Source organism: Enterobacter sp. WCHEn045836, from assembly GCF_003965585.1.
Classification (GTDB): domain Bacteria; phylum Pseudomonadota; class Gammaproteobacteria; order Enterobacterales; family Enterobacteriaceae; genus Enterobacter; species Enterobacter dissolvens.
The window spans coordinates 51,742-71,313 of record NZ_RXPT01000024.1; the positions used below are offsets into that span (position 1 = coordinate 51,742).

At 54.6% G+C, this 19,572-nt stretch carries 18 protein-coding genes; 1 reads left to right on the top strand and 17 read right to left on the bottom strand.

Features of this window, described 5'->3' with window-relative positions:
• Positions 1-45: 45 nt before the first annotated feature.
• On the top strand, positions 46-1,218 hold the full coding sequence (locus tag EKN38_RS23195) for an HD domain-containing protein (protein WP_043951553.1): 1,173 nt from the start codon (positions 46-48) through the stop codon (positions 1,216-1,218).
• Between the two features lie 36 nt (positions 1,219-1,254).
• On the opposite strand, the gene EKN38_RS23200 is transcribed toward EKN38_RS23195, so the two are convergent.
• The 17 genes from EKN38_RS23200 to EKN38_RS23280 form a co-directional block, all read right to left on the bottom strand.
• Entirely contained in the window at positions 1,255-1,992 is a 738-nt protein-coding gene (locus EKN38_RS23200) for an SDR family oxidoreductase (protein WP_043951552.1), read from the bottom strand.
• 1 nt (position 1,993) lies between these two features.
• Positions 1,994-2,245, bottom strand: a complete 252-nt coding sequence (locus EKN38_RS23205) for an acyl carrier protein (RefSeq protein ID WP_014830346.1) — start codon at positions 2,243-2,245, stop codon at positions 1,994-1,996.
• Positions 2,232-3,035 (bottom strand): MaoC/PaaZ C-terminal domain-containing protein, encoded by an 804-nt coding sequence (locus tag EKN38_RS23210; protein ID WP_013095135.1) that lies wholly within the window; start codon positions 3,033-3,035, stop codon positions 2,232-2,234. The genes EKN38_RS23205 and EKN38_RS23210 overlap by 14 nt, the downstream gene beginning before the upstream one ends.
• Complete coding sequence (locus tag EKN38_RS23215) at positions 3,032-4,285, bottom strand: beta-ketoacyl-[acyl-carrier-protein] synthase family protein (RefSeq protein ID WP_014830345.1); 1,254 nt, start codon at positions 4,283-4,285, stop codon at positions 3,032-3,034. Before EKN38_RS23215 ends, EKN38_RS23210 begins: the two co-directional genes overlap by 4 nt.
• Positions 4,263-5,645: a TolC family protein gene (locus EKN38_RS23220; protein WP_043951551.1), complete on the bottom strand. Its 1,383-nt coding sequence runs from the start codon at positions 5,643-5,645 to the stop codon at positions 4,263-4,265. The genes EKN38_RS23215 and EKN38_RS23220 overlap by 23 nt, the downstream gene beginning before the upstream one ends.
• Positions 5,642-7,573: a MacB family efflux pump subunit gene (locus tag EKN38_RS23225; RefSeq protein WP_043951550.1), complete on the bottom strand. Its 1,932-nt coding sequence runs from the start codon at positions 7,571-7,573 to the stop codon at positions 5,642-5,644. Before EKN38_RS23225 ends, EKN38_RS23220 begins: the two co-directional genes overlap by 4 nt.
• 3 nt (positions 7,574-7,576) lie before the next feature.
• Positions 7,577-8,728, bottom strand: a complete 1,152-nt coding sequence (locus EKN38_RS23230; protein ID WP_014830342.1) for an efflux RND transporter periplasmic adaptor subunit — start codon at positions 8,726-8,728, stop codon at positions 7,577-7,579.
• Positions 8,718-10,832, bottom strand: coding sequence for a peptidase domain-containing ABC transporter (locus EKN38_RS23235; RefSeq protein ID WP_126522894.1), 2,115 nt, complete (start codon positions 10,830-10,832; stop codon positions 8,718-8,720). The genes EKN38_RS23230 and EKN38_RS23235 overlap by 11 nt, the downstream gene beginning before the upstream one ends.
• Before the next feature lie 2 nt (positions 10,833-10,834).
• Positions 10,835-11,791, bottom strand: a complete 957-nt coding sequence (locus EKN38_RS23240; RefSeq protein WP_043951549.1) for an ABC transporter — start codon at positions 11,789-11,791, stop codon at positions 10,835-10,837.
• Positions 11,792-11,795: 4 nt separating this feature from the next.
• Positions 11,796-12,413 carry a DsbA family protein gene (locus tag EKN38_RS23245; RefSeq protein ID WP_043951730.1) on the bottom strand — a complete coding sequence of 206 codons (618 nt, stop codon included), beginning with the start codon at positions 12,411-12,413 and terminating at the stop codon, positions 11,796-11,798.
• 114 nt (positions 12,414-12,527) lie between these two features.
• Entirely contained in the window at positions 12,528-12,728 is a 201-nt protein-coding gene (locus tag EKN38_RS23250) for a DUF4762 family protein (protein WP_013095127.1), read from the bottom strand.
• An 89-nt stretch (positions 12,729-12,817) separates the two neighbouring features.
• Positions 12,818-13,477 (bottom strand): transcriptional regulator, encoded by a 660-nt coding sequence (locus tag EKN38_RS23255; RefSeq protein WP_014830339.1) that lies wholly within the window; start codon positions 13,475-13,477, stop codon positions 12,818-12,820.
• Between the two features lie 23 nt (positions 13,478-13,500).
• Complete coding sequence (locus tag EKN38_RS23260; RefSeq protein WP_014830338.1) at positions 13,501-14,049, bottom strand: fimbrial protein; 549 nt, start codon at positions 14,047-14,049, stop codon at positions 13,501-13,503.
• A gap of 9 nt (positions 14,050-14,058) precedes the next feature.
• The gene (locus EKN38_RS23265) at positions 14,059-15,102 is read right to left on the bottom strand and encodes a fimbrial protein (RefSeq protein WP_014830337.1); all 1,044 of its coding nucleotides are present in this window, start codon (positions 15,100-15,102) and stop codon (positions 14,059-14,061) included.
• An 18-nt stretch (positions 15,103-15,120) separates the two neighbouring features.
• Positions 15,121-15,834, bottom strand: a complete 714-nt coding sequence (locus EKN38_RS23270; RefSeq protein WP_125366768.1) for a molecular chaperone — start codon at positions 15,832-15,834, stop codon at positions 15,121-15,123.
• 71 nt (positions 15,835-15,905) lie between these two features.
• Positions 15,906-18,380, bottom strand: a complete 2,475-nt coding sequence (locus EKN38_RS23275; RefSeq protein ID WP_014830336.1) for a PapC/FimD family outer membrane usher protein — start codon at positions 18,378-18,380, stop codon at positions 15,906-15,908.
• Between the two features lie 219 nt (positions 18,381-18,599).
• Positions 18,600-19,130, bottom strand: a complete 531-nt coding sequence (locus EKN38_RS23280) for a fimbrial protein (protein ID WP_014830335.1) — start codon at positions 19,128-19,130, stop codon at positions 18,600-18,602.
• Between the last annotated feature and the right edge of the window lie 442 nt (positions 19,131-19,572).

Consider the following 19,572-nt stretch of genomic DNA (forward strand, 5'->3'; position numbering starts at 1 on the left):
TGGTTTTCTTTAACGAAGCACAGCGTAAGTTAAATTTTCAATATCATGAATATAAACTTAATAGAATCACTGGCTTGCATCTCAAAAATAATAGACATGATCAACCCTCGGCTTAACTTGCATCATGTCAGAACGGCGTATATTGCCTGGCTCCTGGCACGAGAGTCGCAGTTTACGCCAGCGCAATGTCGGAAAACCCTGCTGGCGGCCCTGCTTCATGATATTGGAGGACTGAATGAAGAGTCTCGCCTCCAGCCTATGAGCTATTACGATAATGAACTCAATAACCACGCTGCTGTGGGGGCGGAATTGCTGGCCAGTGTACCTTTACTGAATCCGTTGAATGCCATTGTGCGATATCATCATACCCAATGGAATAATGGTTGGGGAGCGTGTGTTAATGGCGTTAAAACCCCGAAAGAAAGCCATATCATCTATCTGGCCGATCGTCTGGATGTATTAATCTCTCACTACCGGGCCAGCGATGTCATCACCGCACAAGAAGAAATTATAAAAATTATTGTCAGCGGTGAGAATGACCTGTTTCAACCTGACTATATCCATGCCTTCCAAAGGGTCGCAAGCAGGGATCATTTTTGGCTAAGAATTCAATCAACAGAGTTTGACGATTATATTAAAGAAATCCCCCGCATTCATAACGACACCCTCTCATTACACAATTTTCGCGATATCGCCGGTATGCTGGCGTTTATTATAGATGGATTCAGTCAACATGGGGTTCAACACTCTCTGGTGGTCGGGCGAATATCGGGATACCTTGCCAGAGAAATGGGTATTCCTCCCGTGCAGTGTTTAAAGATTGAAATCGGAGGGCTATTGCATAATCTCCCGAACCTGGCCCTGTGCGCCACACCGGCACAGGCCGATGAGGGAAAAGCAGTTTGGGATGAGCTCTATCCTATTGAGGCAATAAGAGACATAGCAGGGTGGTGTCAGCTCCAGAAATCCGTAGATGCAAAATCCGCTTATCCGCCGGAAGTGACGATTATCAAAGCCAGCATCTGGCTGGCCTCGTTACTTCAGGGGGTCACGCTATCATCCGAATTTAAGGCCCGGGTAGGTGAAACGGCGGAAATCACCCCCGCGCTGGCGGGTATCGTGCAGCAACACAGTGCGATTTTATTACAGATATTCCATGAGTCGGTCAAAGAACGACGCGCTCTGGTACAGCGAATTAATCAACTGACCCTGTCATGAGCCGCGGGAAGTCGCCCTTCTCGCGGCTGCCTTAACTCAGGCTGACAGCCCTCCGTCCAGCACCAGCGTTTGCCCGGTGAGATAGCGGCTTCCTTCTCCGGCCAGAAAGGCAACAGCGTGCGCAACGTCCTGCGTTTGCCCCAGACGGCGTAAGGGAATGCTCTGCCGTATGGCTTTCAGGCGGGCTTCAGGGATAGCCTCAACCATTTCACCTTCAATCAGTCCCGGCGCCAGACAGTTAACCCGAATGCCAAAGCGTCCCATCTCCTGCGCCAGCGAACGCGTCAGGCCAATCATTGCGGCCTTACTGGCTGCATAGGCCGTTTGGCCGCTATTGCCCTTTATTGCCGTTACGGACGACATCAATACTACGGCTCCGCTCCCCTGCATCATCATGGCGGGTAAAAGCGTTCGGTTCCAGTTCACGAGCGCAACCAGGTTGTTCGTCAGCACATCCTGCCAGTCGCGTGCCGTTTGATGAATATGCAGTGCGTCACGGGTCATTCCGGCGTTGTGTACAATGGCCGCTGGTGCGCCAAACTCGTCAAGTAGCGACGTCGCCAGCCGTTGGACATCCGCCTCATCGCGGCCATCGCAGCGGTAACCTTTTACCCAGGTTGCCGTGTGCAGACCTTGCGCCTGCGCCAGCGTACGGCCAATTCCGGCCTCATTGCGGCCAGTAAACACAATGTTCCACTCGGGCAGAAGGTGGCTCACCAAAGCCTGTCCGATTCCTCTGCTGCCGCCGGTGATCAACATCCATCTCTTTGCCATCTCAGCCAGCCATTTCCTGGTCGATGTACAGACTCAAATCGCGAAGGGTCATATGCGGCTTTTTCATAAACATTTCGGCCGTAAGCGTCACGTTAAACTCGCGTTTCGCCAGTACCATCAGTTCAACATAGTCGAGGCTGTCAAGTTCCAGCTGCGGCAGCGTCCTGTCTGGTGTCAGCGCCTCCAGCGGCAGATCTTTTGCATCAGCAATCATTTCGCTGATTTTGCTGTAGATGATTTCATACGAGTTCATTTGCATTTCCTTTTGTCAGCGGGCCAACTTTCAGCGTCACGGCACTGCTGATGTAGTGTTGTTGATAGCGGGTTTGCGCAGCAATTCGCACCACTGCGCCATATCTAAGATCGCCAACCACCGTGGCGGGTAATGTCTCTATCTCAAGCGGTTCCGGTAAAGGCACCGTCTGCCAGGGCGCGAGCAGATGGCTGTCAAAAACAACCTCCTGATGGGTCTGGACAACGGGATAGCGGGTAAACAACGCCTCCAGCGTATGGCCAGACGGTATCAGCGGTGCGATGTCTTTCTGATGTAACAGCGCGGTATCCTGAAGAAGATGGCGAAACAGCAGGGCATCAAGAAAATGCCACTGCTGTGCGTGGGGAAGCAGGGGCAAAAACGTCTGATGTAGCGCGGCAATGGTTGATGCGCCGAGTTCTCGCTGACTTTCTGCTTCTGCCACAGCAAAAAGGTTAACCGGCGCGATAGCACATGAAAGGCAGACCGTTTGAGCGGTAAGATCGTACACGGAGGCTGAAACAGGCTTGTTGGGATCGCACATCAGAAGATAAGTGGTATCCCGCCACAGCGGCCTGCGCAACCGCACGGTACACTTCAGAAAGGATGAGCGGCGAACTTCCGGACTGATGAACCGTTTGACATCCAGCAGGGCGCGCATACCGTGCACGCTGAGCCGGCTTCCACCCTGCGATTTCACCCAGGCTTTATCAAAATGCACGGGGTTGTAATCCCCTGAAAATGCAGCCCATAGCCGCGCATCCTGTTGGCTGTAACGCAGCGTCATCATGAATGTTTCTCCAGAATCAACGCCGCGTTTGCGCCACCAAACCCAAAGCTCAGGTTGAGCGTACGGCGGATAGTGGCGTGACGATGCCCTTCAACGACATAATCCAGATCACAGCACTCATCCGCATGCTGAAAATTGGTCGTCGCGGGGATAATGCCGCTGGCAATGGCCTGCAGGCAGACGATGCTCTCGAACGCGCCTGCGGCTGAAATTAAGTGCCCGGAGTAAGACTTTGTGCTGGAAATGGGAACAGTCCAGACCGCCTCTCCCAGCGCCATTTTTAGCGATTGCGTTTCGTTGATGTCATTGAGCGGTGTCGAGGTACCGTGAGCGTTAATATAGTCCAGGTGCTCGGGTTCAAGTCCGGCCTGCCGCAGCGCGGAGATGATAGTTTGCACGCGCGCAAGGCAGTCTTCAGCGGGCGAGGTAAAATCCCAGGCGTCAGAGAAATTGGCGTAACCCGTAATTTCGCCAAGAATGGTCGCTCCGCGCGCAAGCGCCCCCTCGCGCGACTCCAGACACAGTACCGCCGCCCCTTCCGACAGCACGAACCCATTACGGTGGGCACTGAAAGGACAGCTGGCGCGCTGCGGATCCTGCGTTTCTTTACTTAACGCCCCTAATACGTCGATATTCCAGATCGCGCAGGGACTGGTCAGCGACTCCCCGGCCCCCGCCAGCATCATCTGCGCTCTGCCGGTGCGGATCACCTCGTAGGCTTCGCCAATGGCGATGGTTCCCGTCGCACAGGCCGCTACCACGGTGTTCTGGAAGCCGTTGAGCCCCCAGAACTGGCTACAGGCGGCAGTGGTGACGCTAGGCATCGAATAAAAACAGTTAAACGGCGAGGCGAAGCCCGTTGCCGAAAAATCGCTCTGCGCATCGTAGCTTTCGTCCAGCCCTCCCCAGCCGGTCCCCATGATCGCGCCGCAGTCTAGCGGGCTATAGAACTCCTGCGGTGGCTGGCCGCCAAAAGCCATCGCCATGGCCTGACGCGCCGCGCCAAACGTGAGTCGGGCAAAACGCGGCAGACGGCGTCTGACGGCGGCAGGAACCCCAATCAGGCTGGGTTCGTTGTCCACCAGCCCGAGAAAATGGGTTTTGATATTCCGCGCCGTGTAATCGACGTAGCGATAGCCCAGCCGATAGTCCATGATCGCCTGCCAGCTCTCACCAGCCGTCACGCCAAGGGGGGTAACGGCCCCATAGCCGGTAACAACCACCCGATTATCTCCATTTTTCAGCTTCATCTTTCATTATCCTGTTTTGCGTGTCGCCCCCTTGTGCCAGCCAGAGCTGCAGCGTGGCGTAAAGGTAGTCGTACTGGGTTTGCGCGAGGGCGTTCTCTGTGTTCAGCAGATCGTCCTGCGCGTTGAGCAGCGTCTGGAAATCCACCGCTCCTGCGCGATAACGGCTTTCCGTAAGGGATAATCGCCGCTGGCTAAGCGCCAGCGACTGATGGAGTCGGCTGCGTTGCTCATCTGCACTCAGCCGGTATTCCATAGCCTCATCAACTTCAGCGAGTGCGGTATAGGCGGTAGAACGAAACGCGATCGCGGCCTGTTTTATCGCTAAATCCGCCTGCGCGACGGTGAGCTGACGGGTGTTCCACTGGATAAACGGCAAGGCCAGCGCGGCCCCTGTCGTACGGATAGGATCGCGGAACCACTGGCTAAAAACCTGGCTCCCGGCATTCAGAGACGCATCAAGAGAAAGCGTGGGGTAGAACTGCAGGCGAGCCGCGTCGTAACCCGCAAGCGCGGCGCGCAGGCGCGACTCAGCAGCCTGAATATCTGGCCGCTGAGCGATCACCCGTAGCGGCGTTTTTTGTGCCACAGGCACCTGCTGATGCACGTCCAGCTCGCGCAATTCTTCGGCATGTTGTTCCGCCGGCCTGTTGAGCATCAGTGCCAGCGCACTGCGTGTGTTCTGGCGCTGCTGAACCAACGTTCTGAGCTGATTTTGCCGCGCCAGCAGCGCCTGCTGTGCTTGCAGAACATCAAGTTTCCCCACCTTTCCGGCGTTAAACCATGAGGACACCTGTTGCACGGTCTGTTCAGAGACAGCCAGACCGTCACGCTGATGGCGGATCTGCTGGTTATACAAGGCGATACGCCAGTAAAGCTGAGCGGTGAGGCCCATCGTTGAGAGAACGGTTGCACGGTAATCCTGCTCGCTTGCCCTGGCCTGCCATTCGCTTTGCTCCCGGGTGCGCGCCAGTTTTCCCCACAGGTCCAACTCCCAGGCGATGGCAACACTGCCGCTGTAGTTCTCCTGTGGAGGTGCTCCCCGACGCACATTTTTACTGTTACTGGCGGCTCCACTCACTCTGACGTCGGGGGAGATGTTGGTGCTGGTGAGCCCTGCCGCAACGCGTGCTTGCTGCAGCGTGAGGGCTGCCGCTGCAAGATCGTTATTGCTTTCCAGTACCTGTTCAATCACCCGAGACAGGCGGGGATCGCTAAAACGCCAGCCGTTTTCCGTTCCCTTTTCCGCCATCGTGGGCCACTGTGTGGGCAATGACAGCAGCGGGCGCTGGTAGTCGCTGCGGGTCATCGCGCGGCAACACGCCAGGAGTAGCAGTACGGCTAAAAAGAGGTATCGAGTCATTCGCGAGCCAGCGCCTCCGTAGGGTTAAGGCGAGCCGCGCTGCGCGCCGGGAAATAACCAAACGTGAGGCCGATCGCAGCAGAAAAACCGCAGGCCATCAGCACCGGGAATACGGTAAATACCATTGAAAAGGCGTCCGTCACGAAGGCAAAAATATGCCCTGCCAGCCAGGCGCCTGACACCCCCACCAGGCCACCGAGCACGCAGATCATCACCGCCTCAATGAGAAACTGGTTCATGATGTCTGCGGGTCGGGCCCCCACGGATAATCGAATGCCGATTTCATGCGTCCGCTCCGTCACTGACACCAGCATGATATTCATCACACCCACGCCGCCCACCAGCAGCGAGATAGCCGCGATCGCTGTAATCAGAAGCGACATGGAGTCCGACGTTTTTTGCATGGCATTCGCCAGCCGATCGTCGGTTTGTATAAAGAAATCTTTTCGTCCGTGTTCCCGCAGCAGGTGGCGCTCCACACGCTGCGCGGCCTCCTGTGATGTCAGCGGCGGCTGAAAACGCAGCACCAGCGACTCCAGCGGTATTTGCCCCGTCAGCCGCTGCTGCAAAGCAGTATGCGGAACCCACGCCGCCATGAAGCCCCCCACCACTTTCGGCCCGGGTCGAGTGGCCACGCCGATCACGCGCCACGGCGCACCGGCAATCTGCACAAGTGCACCGAGCGGATTTTCCCCACCGGGGAACAGCGTATCTCGCCCGGTTTCATCCAGGATCATAACCGGTTCACCTTCCGCAACATCGCGCGCCGTGAAGCCATTACCCTGAACAACGCGCAGCCCTTGCAGGGTGAAAAAGTCCTGTGATACCCCTGACAGCATCATCGAGGAATCCAAACCTTTGCGCACCGCGAGTGCAGTGCTGCTGGCGACCGGCGAGACGCCCATCACCCACGGCAGCGCCTGCAAACTGCGCACGTCTTCCATCGACAGCGCGCGCGCCATGTCCGGACGCGCGTTGCCCCATCCGGTGCCCGGGCGGATCTCAAGCGTCGTATTTCCCAGCTTGCCTATCTCATCCACGATCGCCCGCCGCGCGCCTTCCCCTACGGCCATTGACGACACCACCGACGCGATGCCAATGATGATCCCCAGCATGGAAAGAAACGCGCGCATCCGGTGCCCAAGCAGTGCACGCCAGGCCATATGAACCGACTCGCGAAAACGGCTCGCCAGCGACGCTCGGCCGTTGTCCTGCTCAGGCAGCAGTGTTGAGGGATGAACCTCCGCGTGCCGTACATCGCTGATGATTCGCCCGTCGCTAATCTCAATAATGCGCTGCGCCTGTCGGGCGATATCGCGGTCATGGGTAACGATAATCACCGTGTGCCCTGACGCATGCAGTTGATGCAGCACGCCCATCAGAGCCTTACCGCGGGTACTGTCGAGCGCGCCGGTAGGTTCGTCTGCCAGGATAATGTGTGCACCGTTGATCAATGCCCGACAAATGCTCACCCGCTGCTGTTGTCCACCCGACAGCTCCGCTGGACGGTGCTGGAGACGGTTTTCTAGCCCGAGCTGAACAGCTAACCTCTGCACACGGGCGGTACGCTCCTGTTCCGACATCGCGGTGTACAGCGCGGGAATGGCAATGTTTTCTTCTGCGGTCAGATACGGCATCAGGTGATAGCGCTGAAAAATGAATCCCAGGTAACGGCTGCGCAGATCGGCAAGGTAGAGGCTATCCGCGTTATGCACGGGCGTACCGTTGATCAGGACCTCTCCGGACGTGGGCTTGTCCAGGCAGCCAATGATGTTCATCAGCGTGGACTTACCCGAGCCGGATGCCCCCACAATCGCCACCATTTCACCGCGATGAAAGGTCAGTGAAATATCACTCAGCACCGCTAACATTTGAGTGCCCGCGTGGAATCGTCGGCACACCCGCCGTAATACGATAATCGGCTCCATCCGCTATCCTCGCTCCGTCTCTTGCGCCAGCACCACCTGTTCGCCCGCCTGCAGCCCTTCCAGCACTTCGGCGTACTGCCGATCTTGAATGCCAATGCGGATCGTGCGGGACTGCGTATTTCCATCTTTAACGGTGGTGATGGTGTAACGATCGGCATCCAGCGCCTGGCCCAGTGCGGCAACCGGAACACGCAGGACATTGCTGGCCCTGGCGATCTGAATAAATACCTGTGCCGTCATGGATGTTTTGAGCTCACGCCCGGCGTTAGGCACTTCGAACGTGCCGGTGTAGTAGACTGCCATCGCCTGCGCGTTCCCGCCCATTCCTCTCTCACCGGACGCCTCCATCGCGTCCTGCGGCGCAGGCTGCACATAGCCCATGGTACTGGCGTAGCGTTTATTCGGATTAGCGATGACATAAAAACTGAGCGGCTGGCCGGGATGAATTTTTTGGACGTCCGCTTCTGAAATACGCGTTTGCACCTGCATCGTATCGAGATCCGCCAACACCAGGATGGTCGGCGCCGTTTGCGAAGAAACGATGGTCTGACCTTCACGGGTCACAATACCCAGCACCTCGCCGTCGACCGGCGCGACAATGCGGGTATAGCTGAGGTTGGCCTGCGCCGTTTTCACCGCCATTTCAGCCTGTGCAATCTGCGCCTCGCTCACCGCTATCTGCTGCACCTGCACAGCGTATTGCGATCTGGCCTGCTCAAACTCACTGCGCACCCCCGAGCCGTCGCGCTGCATCAGGCGCTGTCGGTCCAGCTCCTGACGGTAGCGCAGCAACATTGCCTGCGCAGAGCGCTTTTGCGCTCGGGCGCTGGCAAGCTGCGCCTTTGTATTCCTGAGTTCCGATTCCTGTAACGTCGGGTCGATTTCTGCCAGCAGTTGCCCTTTCTTCACGCGCTCTCCCTGGCGAACATACAATTTACGCAGCTGTCCGTTGACCTGCGCACCGACGTTAACCTGTACCGCTGGCTTCAGGATCCCCGTCACCAGCACCACCTTTTCGATATCGCCGGTGCCGATAGTGTCCACGGGTAAACGCGTATGTGGTGAGGGCGAGGCCATAGACACCCAGACGCCCGCCATCGCGGCGGCAAACGCCAGACCACAGCCCAGCATCACCCAGCGAGATTTATGCTTCATCACTCCCTTCCCGCAGGCTGAGCCTGCCGTCGACCAGGTGGTAAACCTGCTGAAAGCCCGATAAAACCTGCTCGCTATGCGTGACAACAATCAACGACTTACCGGCCCTGCGACAGTGGGCGTGAACCGTTGCCATGACGATTGCCGCGGTTTCGTCATCAAGATTGGCCGTCGGCTCATCGAGCAATAACACCGGACGTGAGCTGTACAACGCGCGGGCCAGCAACAGGCGCTGACGCTGGCCGAGAGAGAGCGCCGCGTGGCTTTCGCGGATCAGAGCATCCAGCCCACCCGGCAATGCACGCACCACGTCACCCAGCATGAGAGCATCAAGCAGGGCCTCAACCCGTCCGCGGTCACGCTCGCGGTAGTGCGCGTCGAATAAGGTGATGTTTTCACGCACCGAGGCGTTAAAAAGAATGTCCTCCTGGCTTTGCAAACAGACATACTGCGCCAGCTGCGCGGCAGGCAGCGCGCGACCGGCGGCATAACATCCTCCTGCCTGAGGCGAAAACAGCCCGGCGATCAGCCGAAGTAAGGTACTTTTACCGGCCCCCGACTCCCCGACTATCGCGATCTGCTCACCCGCCGGCAGCGAGAATGAGACGGATGAAAGGACGGGCACAGCGGGGTCATACCCGTAGCCAAGCGCCTCAAAGGCCAAAGCAGGCGTTGTATCCGCTGCCGGTACCGCGGTCAGCGACGCGGGCGCGCGTTCTCCTCCTGGAGCAAAGAGGGCATGTGCGCGGGTGTCGATCACGTGCAGCTGCGTTTTCTGGATGATGGCGTAGAAGATCCGCGTGACGTAGGACGTGAAGATTTGCCGCAGGAAGCTGTAGGCAAAAAAATCGCCCAGCGAGATCTGCTTGCCGTGGACCATCGGCAGTACCACCAGCATAAACGCCACCATCTCCAGGCTGCCGCATAGCTGATAGAGCCCTTCTTTCACCTGTTGATAGACCTTCTGGCGCTGTAGACATGTGTAGAGTTCGCAGCTTAAGGCGGCAAACTGCGCCTGACGCTGCCCTTCCAGCCCGGCGGTTTTGACGGTCAATATGCCCTGAAGGGTCTCCATGAAAAAATCATTCAGCGCAGCGCTTTTCAGCTGTAACTGCTGGGTAAACCAGCGATCGCGGATCACGGCCCAGACGCTGATGATCCCCATCACCGTCACGCCGATGGCGGAGATCGCCGCCAGGATGGGCGCGATCCAGAACATGATCGCCAGCGCGATCGCACCGATCACCCAATCGGAACGCAAACCATTATCCAGTTCGATCTTCTGCAGCAGGCCCATCTGCCAGGCCGTGAAGCGGCTGAAGATCTCCCCCGGCGCGCGTTTTTCAAAAAAACGGAGGGGTTTTTGAAGCAGGCGAGAAAAGCCGACACCGCTGTGGATCAGCACAAAGCGTTTAATGTAGCGCTCGGCGATCGCCCGAACCCCCAGCGCCATCAGCGAAGAGACCACAAAGGCCAGAATAAACCAGCCGTACGGGAAGCCGCTGCTCTCAACGCTGGAGAAAGCTTTATTGATGGCACTACTCACCATCGTGGGCATCAGAAACAGCGTTAACGACACCATGAAGGTCAGCAGCATCAGCCGATATATGCCCGGCACATCCGCCGTCTCCTGCATGCTCATCACCCGAGGCATGCTCTGTCCCGCTGTCGGTCGCGCCAGCGCGGGATCTGCAGCCAGCCTCTGCTCTGGCTCCACTATCAGGGCATAGCCGCTGATCTCCTGCTTAAGCGCGGCAAAAGGCAGCCACTGCTCGCCAATCGCCGGGTTCATCACGCAGACGTGGTTGCCTTTACGCCAGGCCAGCAGGACATAGTGGCTCGCGCCGTAGTGCAAAATGGCTGGCAGCGGGAGTTCACTGAGTTCGTGATGCTCAAACAGCACAGGGGCCGTCGCAATGCCCAACCGCGCCAGAATGGCCATCAGCGTGTCCAGCGACGTACCGTGGTCGGAGGCTGGAAAAATGTCGCGCAGCGTTTCCAGTGAGATCGTCTGTCCCTGCGTTTGTGCCAGCATTGCTACGCACGCCAGTCCGCACTCGTTAGTCTCTTCCTGAAAGATCAGATTCGGGATCGTGTTTTTCATTGTTATCGTGAGTGATTAATAAAGTAGAGAGAATGGCTGTGCCACAGGAGCCACTCCTGCGGGGACGCTCGCAGGGTAGATTCAATGATGTCGGGCAGCGCGCTGGCGACATGCTGGTTGCTCACCGGCGGATGAATGTGAATGCGCAGGCGGTTGTCATAGCTCAGGTGATAAAACACGACCTGCGCAGCTATCGCCCCGGAAAGACGTACCAGACCACCGTGCAACCTGGCGCTGCGACCAAATAAACGACACGGCTGTTTCGCCACCAGCGTCCCTTCAGCCTGCGAGGTATAGTCGGGCGTGATATCGGGGAAAATAATCATGTTCCGCTGCCCGGCGGCGACATCGGTGATGAGATCCATCAGGTTGCTGGCAAGCGTTTTGTTTTCCTGGTGGATTGAACAGTAGTCAAGTGCTACGCCGCCTAATGCACGGGCGGGGGCGCTGTAAAGCTCCGCGCTGGACGAGACCACCACGCTAGCTTTCCCCGGCGTGACGCTGGCACCAATAATGGCAGCGAGTACGTCAGACACCGTATGGAGCGGCGCCAGTATGTAGGGTGCGTTTTGTTGGTACAGCGGTGTAACCACCGCATTGAGTTCCGCTGCACAAGTACGCATTTGCTGAAGCAGCGCCGGGTTTTGCGCCCAGGTGGCGGCCTCTTCCAGCAGGCGTCGCCGTACTGTCAGCCAGGCCACGTTCAGGCGGACCTTTTGCCCGGTCAGGCAACGAACGTTTTCATTCGCCACCGCGTTACGCAAGCGAAATGCACGCCCGAACAGTCGCGTTGCGCACAGTCCCTTCGCCACGGTCAGCGTCACAGGGAGAGGCACGACGCGCACTATTTTCCTCAGAAAAAAAACACCGCACTGAGTAAGCCTTTGCTGAATGTCTTCAATCTTTCCCGTGCTGTTTTTAAAACTCAACACGCTCCAGATTATGAATAATCTGACCACGGGATTATTTATCCTCTTCGAGCAATTCCCGAATGCGCTGCGCAAACGCCGGGAACTCGCGATCCTGAGCAACAACATAGCGTTTATTAATAATAAACATCGGGGTGGCGTTGATATCATAATAAGCAGTAATGGCCGCCATTTCGCTGAGACGTTCTTTTACCGCCTTGCTTAGCCTGAACGTATTAAACTTGACGACATCAATATTATTTTTGACTAACCAACCGTTCAGTTTTTTTTCATCCGTCAAATCGACGTTGCGTGTGATAATGGCGTTATACGCACTGTCGCGAATCTGCTTTTCTATCCCCATCACTTCCAGCGTCGCAAAAAGCGGTGCATAGGCTGCAAGACCATTATCCTCGCCAGCAATATGAATAGAGGTAAATGTGCTGTCCGGCGGCAGAGTACGGCTAAATTCCGCGAGGTTCTCTTCGTTTGCCGCACAATAATGGCAACCATAAGACATAACTTCGATAATACTGCGCTCATTTTTAATCGGACTGTTCGCCTGCATGTCGGGGCTGACCTCGCGAAATGCCTGCGTCTGCGAATCATCTCTCGTAAAAGTTTTAAAAACAAAAATATGGTAACAAAGTACCGTAATCAAAACGGAAATCATAATCAGAAAGATCGAATAACCGATCGCGGTTTTGCGCGTACAGGTAGTCACTATCGTATTCTCTCGGTAGAAAATAAGAGCCTGAGGGCGTTCAGTCCCCAGGCAATGTCGATGTTAATAGCGGTTAGGGATCCCACCGCATTTGCTGGAATCAGCATCTCTCATTGTGGTCGTACAGCCATGCTTATCTGTACAGGTGGTGATCTGCTTACAGGAGGTGACGCCACCAACGGTGACGTTTTGATACGTGATTTCACACGTCTTGCAGGTTCCCCCCACAATCCTCGCGGCTTCAAATGCGGTCAGTTTTTTCATTTCCGTTCTCCTTACTTCGGGTTAATGGCGTGCAATATATTGCACTGTTAAATCGGTAATGCGTTCTACCGAAAATGTGGCTCACGGATTCAGGGCATAATGCCGCGAAACGCGGAGAATAAAGCGATATTGCTTCTGATATTCAACCTCTTCATTAAATGGCGTTTGATATAGCTCAAGCGACGAATGTCGACGTTTACTTCGTCTGATATTTGCGACAGGGATTTTCCCTTAAATAGCTCTTCCATCAACCACCATTCACTCCCGGAAATCGTGGGATCCACGCTCCGGTCATAAAGTTTTTTTTTCGTATAGTTGACCAGCGATGCGCTAAAGCAGCATCCCTGACGTGTTTTATCCAACAGATGCTGAAAAAAAGGCGTGATGCTCTCCATATTTTCAGTTTTGAGCAACCAGTGCGCGGTGGGCAAAAGCGAATACAGCGCAAAAAAAAGAGGCATATTATGTTTGCTTAAGAGAATAATCAGGCTTTTATTTTCCTGCTGATAGAACTCTTTCATTAATTGCAGCGTGTGAAGCCGCTCTCGCGGCAGGCTGTCTAAATCACAGAGGATCCACATGCAACCCTCGTCATTAACCTGACGCTGTAATTGAACAAGGAGCTGATCGTAATCATCCGTTAAGGAATATAAAACGTCCGCTTGTTCTGCGAGTAAACTGGTAATAACCATTTTAATTCCTTGCGAATAAAAAATATTTTTATCGTAAAGAAAGAACTGATATCTCATGTCGCAGCTCCCGGTTAACGCCGCTACTGATAATCCAACGTATAATGTGCAGTGGCGGTAAATGGCCCGGTAGTTAACGTTCCGCTTGCCACGGCATCGGGTTCCGCTTCAACAAAAGCCTGGAAGCTTAGCCGTAACAGGTTGTCGTTGATGAGAGTGGGACGGGTGGCGACATTCAGGCGCACGGGAGTATCATCCTCCTCCAGCAATCCAATCCCTACCCCGCCCGCATTACCCGGCGCTGTTGCGTTGATGGCCAGCCGGTCCGCCATATTGGCGTTGGCGATGCCGCTGAACGTTACCGTCACCGCGTTAAAGACGTTCGGATTACAGTCCTGCAATTTAATCGCGAACGGAACCGGTGTCGTTTTTCCGTTTATATACAATGACTTTGTTGATACCTCACCAAAATCCACCAGGATCCGACCCGACTCTGGCGCAATACTGCACGGGTAAGCCATTACAACGCCTTTAAAGCTAAGATCGCCACCGATCAACTCCCCCCGCGCCCAGGCGGGTGCCGCAGCGAATACCGTGAGATAACAGGTGAGGATGATTATCATGCGATGCATATTCCCTCCTTACTGGAATTCAGCCACAACCGTCGCCGACGCATGGAACTCGCCTTCGGGAATAACCGAGGTAGTGTTTTTGGCCACCGGCGCGGCGATCAGGTTCCAGTCACCTTCGTTGTGGGAAAATCCCGGCACGTTATAGAACGTGTTTGGCACCACAGGATTACCCTTGCTATCACGCAGCGCGATCCCCAGTTCAGATCGGTCGACGGCTCCCTGCGTACTCAGGTATTTACCGTCACTGAATGCTGGATTAGCTTGCTGGATCCCCAGCTTGATATTCAGCTCTCCCTGGGAAAAACTGCCGCCCTGGCACTTGACGTGAATCGGTACGTTTTGACTGTAATTGATGCCATCCAGCCGACTGCCCGTCCCCGGAATGTTGCCGAAGTCGACGACGATGGGCGTTCCCTGATTCACGATGCATTTATCCGGTACGGTGATGACGCCTGAAGCGATGGTGACGCGCGACAGTGGCGTTTGGCCCATTGCACCCGGCCCCAGTCGTCCATAAAGTGTTGCGATTTCTGACCCCTGCAAGTTGACCCCGTTGATAATGGGCTTGGTGATCATAAAGGTCACTTTCCCCTTCGCACCGGAGGCAAACTGGTTGTCCAGTATGGTGCTGGGGGGGTTGCAGTAGTTCTGATTGACGTTATTGGAGACGTTATCGAAGGGTACGGTTTTGTACTGCTGTAGATTACCGCCGATGTAGATCTCGATTTTGACGTCCATGTAGTCATTCAGCTTGAGGTAACCCGCCGTCATTCCTGATTGGGTTAACGTTGCCTGCGACGTGTAATAGACCGGCTGGCTTATCATCGGCTGCGCGCAGTACGCGCGGCCCTGAAACATCCCTGCCAGATCAAATTCGTCGATAACGACAGCACCGACCTGATTACTGGTAATATCATGATTGCTAATGTTGATCAGGTATTCATAGGTGCCATTTACCGCCTTAATTTCACCGTCCACCACAGAGCGCGCCGCCCCGGAAAATCCGAGCGCACACATCGCCAGAAGAGCGGCATAAGGATAAGGATGTTGCATTGTCAGGCTCCTTCCTTGTTAACCCTGCTGGGCAGGGGGTAACGCCTTACAGGTATTGCCATCACAACGGAATTTCAGCTCCGGATGCCCGCCATAGTCATTCACAAACTTCATAGAAAACTGACTGACACCGGCGTCCGTTACCGCAAACGTCTGGCTCGATTTAGGCGCAACCATGATCCCCGGGAAACGGGTGATCTTCACCCCGTCTCCTTTGGTCAGGCTGAGGATCGTCACGTAGTAAGGCGTAGGATTCTGCACGGTCATTTCGCTGCCGCTTTTCTGGAACACCACCCGATCCTGCCAAACTTCCCCCTTTGTCTTCGGGATCACCGCTTCAGGGCGATAAAACAACTTGATGCGTGATTGCATTGCCAGCTGCAGCGTGTTGGGTTTTTCCGGTTTTGGCGGAATTTCCCTGACGTTGAGGTAGAACAGACTTTCTCTGTCCTTCGGCAGTTTTTCGATGCCAGCCGTTTTAGTGACCCGCGCGATCCCTTTCTGCCCCCCATTAATTCGCTGTAACGGCGGGAGTACAATCAGCGGAGAGGTGATCTTATTGCCCTTTTCATCCTCCACCCACGACTGGGCCAGGAAGGGGATATCCGGGCTGGTATTGGACAAATTGGCGCTGGACGAAGACTCTTTCTCCGTAATGATGATGCGCGTCCGATCCAGGGAGACGCCTGCCTGCGCGTTGCCCGCCACCAGGCTCAGCGCACACGCCGCCATAAGATATCTGCTATGTCTGTTCTTGCTCATTTTTAGCCTTTAATTACAGTGAGATAATGCTTACTAAAGGATTAACGGCACGGCAGAAGCATGTCCGAACGTCCGTTGTTCTCTCCAGGCGGGACGGTTACTTTGCACTGCTGTTTGCCCCCCCACATAACATTCAGGGTTTCATTAGTGTTTATGCCCGCAAGCCATGCCTTTCCGTCCTCCAGCACCATGGCGACGCTTACGCCATCGGCGTTGTAAATTTCTGCCCCAAAAGGAGGGACGCTGTTATCAACGAGGCGCAACGTGCCCATCATTTTCATCCCTTTCGCCATCCCAAAAGCCTGATAGCCGATGGCCCCTTCAGTCAGGGTGCTGGTACTGATGGCTCTGGCCGGTTCGATATCGCCATCCATGGCGTCGACGTCTACGCGGGTATCAAAGCTGTTGTAACTCACTACATCCGGTACAACGGCAATACCGAAGCGGTTAGTCCGGGACTTTTCACCATTGAGTGGGACGCCGCCAATGCCGTTGGTATCGACCATGACCCGCGCCGTGTTCATTGTTGCGCCACTGTTATGCATCGCCGCACCGTGCCGGGTCGCCGTAAAGCCGCCGCGCAGAGTGGTGCTTAACGCCATAAACTCATTTTGCTGGTAGCTTGCGTTGGTATTAATCTCCGCCCACTGCGAACGGTGCAGGTAATAGCCGTCAACGCTGGCGTTACTGTTCTGACTGGCACCCGCGCGAACGCGCCACAGATTGTTGAAGTCGCTGTTGTCGGTGTATGACGCCATTGGACTGGTTTTACCGTTGTTGGTCTGGACGTCCAGACCCGCCCATGTGTTATCCCCAATCGGCACAGACAGCGAGAGGGAGATTGAGTCGTCCTTACGCCCTTTATAATCAGTACGGTAAGCAGAAAGATTGGCGTTGATGCCGTTGATATCGCCAATGCGGAAGGCTCGCCCCACGGACATGCCGTATCGATCCTGGCTGCGCTGATTCCAGTAGTTTTGGTGGGTCCAGGTAAGAAAGACGGTCGTCGCTTTACCCGCCTCACCGGCCCAGAAGGTTTTACTCCCGGTAATGGTGTAGAGCTGTTTCTCGCGTCCGACATGGTCATAACCCTGATAACGCTCATCAAGGTATTGCGTCATCGTGCGGAAGTCTTCCTGTGAGAAGCGGTACCCCGCGAACGTAATTGAGCTGTTGTATTCGTCGAAGGTTTTCGCGTAGCTCAACTTATATGAGGTACCTTTCAGGCGTTTGCCGTCAGGCTCACGGCTCCACGACTCTGTGGCGTCCAGAGAGATCGCCCCTAACGCGTTCAGATCACGACCTATACCCACAGATGCTGCAGTGTAGGCTTCACCCGATGACTGCAGGCCACCGTACAGCGACCACGCGTTGCTGATCCCCCAGGAGAAATCGCCAGACAGGAACGTCGGTCCCTTTAGCGAGTGGTTATAGCGGGACGGCGTGCCACCAGAGAGGTTGTAACGAACATAGCCCGGACGCGTGAGATACGGAATGCTGGCGGTATTCACCTGGAACAGCGATACCGAGCCATCCTGCTCCTCAACGCGTACATCGAGCGTACCGCGCACTGAACTGCGCAAATCCTGAATATTGAACGGTCCGGCGGGGACGGTAGTTTCATAGATGACGCGCCCGCTCTGACTGACGGTCACTTTGGCATTCGAGCGAGCAATACCGTGGATTTCAGGCGCATAGCCCTGCAGCGCAGGCGGCAGCATCCGCTCATCGCTGGCGAGGTTAATCCCGGTAAATCGCAGCGTATCGAAAACCTGCGAGTTCAGGTAAATCTCCCCCAGCGTCAGTTTTGCCGCCATCATCGGCAACGGCCGGTAGGCGTAGATCTGGTTCCAGTCAAAACTGGATTGATGGTGCTGGCTGTAGTAGCTGGTCTGATATTCACCGCGTATGCGCCAGCCGCCGATGTTAGCTCCCGCCTGACCGTAACCTGATATCGCGCTGTAGTTTTTATTGTCGCTGAATTGACGAGTCAGCTGCCCGTTAATGCTGTAGTCAAAAATCAGGCCGGCAATACCTTCATCCCAACGTTCAGGCGGCGTCCAGTCAGGATCGTTGTACTTCATCCATGCCTGCGGCACGGTGATATCAAGCACGCCGGCATAGTTGCTTAATTTCGCGCCCGACAAACGCTGCAGGGAATAGCAGTTTTCATAGATTTGAGCGATCTGTGAACGTGCGCCTTCTTTCAGCGCCAGTTTGTCCAGCAGGTCACCGCTGATACACGGCAGCGTACGATTGCCTTCAGGCGATTCCACATAACGGATTTTCTCCTGGCCTACCGACTGGCCGTTAACACGGATATCCAGCAGATAATCACCAGGTGTGACATAGTTATCTGTCGCAAAACGTGACAGATCAATACGGGTACGATCTGAAGCATCCAGAACATCAGTATTAAACTCAACGCGCTCTTCTCCGCGCGCCATTGCTGCATAGCAGCAATTCATCACCAGGAGAGCAATAATTGTAAGATTCGTTTTTAATTTTACTGACATGATCCCCGTCCTGAACAAATCCATTAAAAGCGCCCAGCGTTCCACTGCGTTATAATTATTTTGTTAATGCCTAAAATTAAAATATGGAGAAATGCCGTCATGACTTTCGCGTAAATCGTTCCATCGCGATGACAGTGAAATAAAGCGGCATTAAATGTCCATTTTATTTTCGTTCGTTAACAGTGCGGGATAATTCCCGCACTGACGATGCTCTGCGGATTACTGATAAGCAATCTCGAAGTTAACCGTTGACTGGAAGGAACCTGCCGTTACGGTCGCGCTTGCGCTTTCTGCTTTCACATATGCCACGAACGGAATGGTGTTGGTGCCATCAACCAACTGAACAGGCGTGGTTGCGTTACCCCAGACGACGTCCTGGCTGGCACTGTCACGCAGGCCAATACCAGCGCCCGACGCAGTACCAGAAGTGAAGGCAGCCAGAGACGTATCCGTTGGGTTTACGCTGGTTGGGGAGTACGTTACCTCAGCTGTTTGTGCAACGGTGGTGTCACAGTGCTGCAGTTCAATGTTCTGATGTACATTTCCGGCGCGCGCACCATTAGCCAGTGCAGAAACTGGAATTTGGCCAAAATCAACGCTTACCGGGCTTGAGCCTGGCGCCAGACCACATGCGGTATTCACCAGTTCACCCTGGAATTCAATCTGGCCATTCGTCGTATCAGCGAATGCAGACATTGAACTCAGAGCTGCGGTCAAAGCAACAGCCATAGCAACTTTATTCAGTTTCATAAAATATCCTGTTTTTACCAATATCCTGAGAAATAAAGAGTCGTCACGCTACAAAAATGATATACACGAGTGAAATTAACTCTTGGTTTAGTTCTTAAAACGATATGCAAATAATGAAACTCGCCTAATATTAATTACCATCGTTTCTTCGAACTAATTCAAATGCTACCAAATCACAATTTCATCACAAAGCAATACATTTAATGTGGGATAGATACGCATTATTAACTCGTAAAACTCAAAAAACAGGGTCTTATATCTCGCAGAGTGGCATGAATAATCTGAAATTTATGATGCTTTTACCACATATATAAATATATAAAAAATGGGGAATTAAGAAATTTCGTAGAGGGAAATGTGAATTTGTTTAATCATGGGGAGAAACTGTGCTGTCGGATGCAGTCACCCGCAGGGAGAGGGTGAGAGTGAGGGGAAAACAAAT

Coding starts and splice junctions, on each gene's coding strand:
- EKN38_RS23195 (WP_043951553.1), top strand. CDS start 46: ATGAATATAAACTTAATAGAATCACTGGCTTGCATCTCAAAAATAATA.
- EKN38_RS23200 (WP_043951552.1), bottom strand. CDS start 1,992: ATGGCAAAGAGATGGATGTTGATCACCGGCGGCAGCAGAGGAATCGGA.
- EKN38_RS23205 (WP_014830346.1), bottom strand. CDS start 2,245: ATGAACTCGTATGAAATCATCTACAGCAAAATCAGCGAAATGATTGCT.
- EKN38_RS23210 (WP_013095135.1), bottom strand. CDS start 3,035: ATGATGACGCTGCGTTACAGCCAACAGGATGCGCGGCTATGGGCTGCA.
- EKN38_RS23215 (WP_014830345.1), bottom strand. CDS start 4,285: ATGAAGCTGAAAAATGGAGATAATCGGGTGGTTGTTACCGGCTATGGG.
- EKN38_RS23220 (WP_043951551.1), bottom strand. CDS start 5,645: ATGACTCGATACCTCTTTTTAGCCGTACTGCTACTCCTGGCGTGTTGC.
- EKN38_RS23225 (WP_043951550.1), bottom strand. CDS start 7,573: ATGGAGCCGATTATCGTATTACGGCGGGTGTGCCGACGATTCCACGCG.
- EKN38_RS23230 (WP_014830342.1), bottom strand. CDS start 8,728: ATGAAGCATAAATCTCGCTGGGTGATGCTGGGCTGTGGTCTGGCGTTT.
- EKN38_RS23235 (WP_126522894.1), bottom strand. CDS start 10,832: ATGAAAAACACGATCCCGAATCTGATCTTTCAGGAAGAGACTAACGAG.
- EKN38_RS23245 (WP_043951730.1), bottom strand. CDS start 12,413: ATGATTTCCGTTTTGATTACGGTACTTTGTTACCATATTTTTGTTTTT.
- EKN38_RS23250 (WP_013095127.1), bottom strand. CDS start 12,728: ATGAAAAAACTGACCGCATTTGAAGCCGCGAGGATTGTGGGGGGAACC.
- EKN38_RS23255 (WP_014830339.1), bottom strand. CDS start 13,477: ATGAGATATCAGTTCTTTCTTTACGATAAAAATATTTTTTATTCGCAA.
- EKN38_RS23260 (WP_014830338.1), bottom strand. CDS start 14,049: ATGCATCGCATGATAATCATCCTCACCTGTTATCTCACGGTATTCGCT.
- EKN38_RS23265 (WP_014830337.1), bottom strand. CDS start 15,102: ATGCAACATCCTTATCCTTATGCCGCTCTTCTGGCGATGTGTGCGCTC.
- EKN38_RS23270 (WP_125366768.1), bottom strand. CDS start 15,834: ATGGCGGCGTGTGCGCTGAGCCTGGTGGCGGGCAACGCGCAGGCAGGC.
- EKN38_RS23275 (WP_014830336.1), bottom strand. CDS start 18,380: ATGTCAGTAAAATTAAAAACGAATCTTACAATTATTGCTCTCCTGGTG.
- EKN38_RS23280 (WP_014830335.1), bottom strand. CDS start 19,130: ATGAAACTGAATAAAGTTGCTATGGCTGTTGCTTTGACCGCAGCTCTG.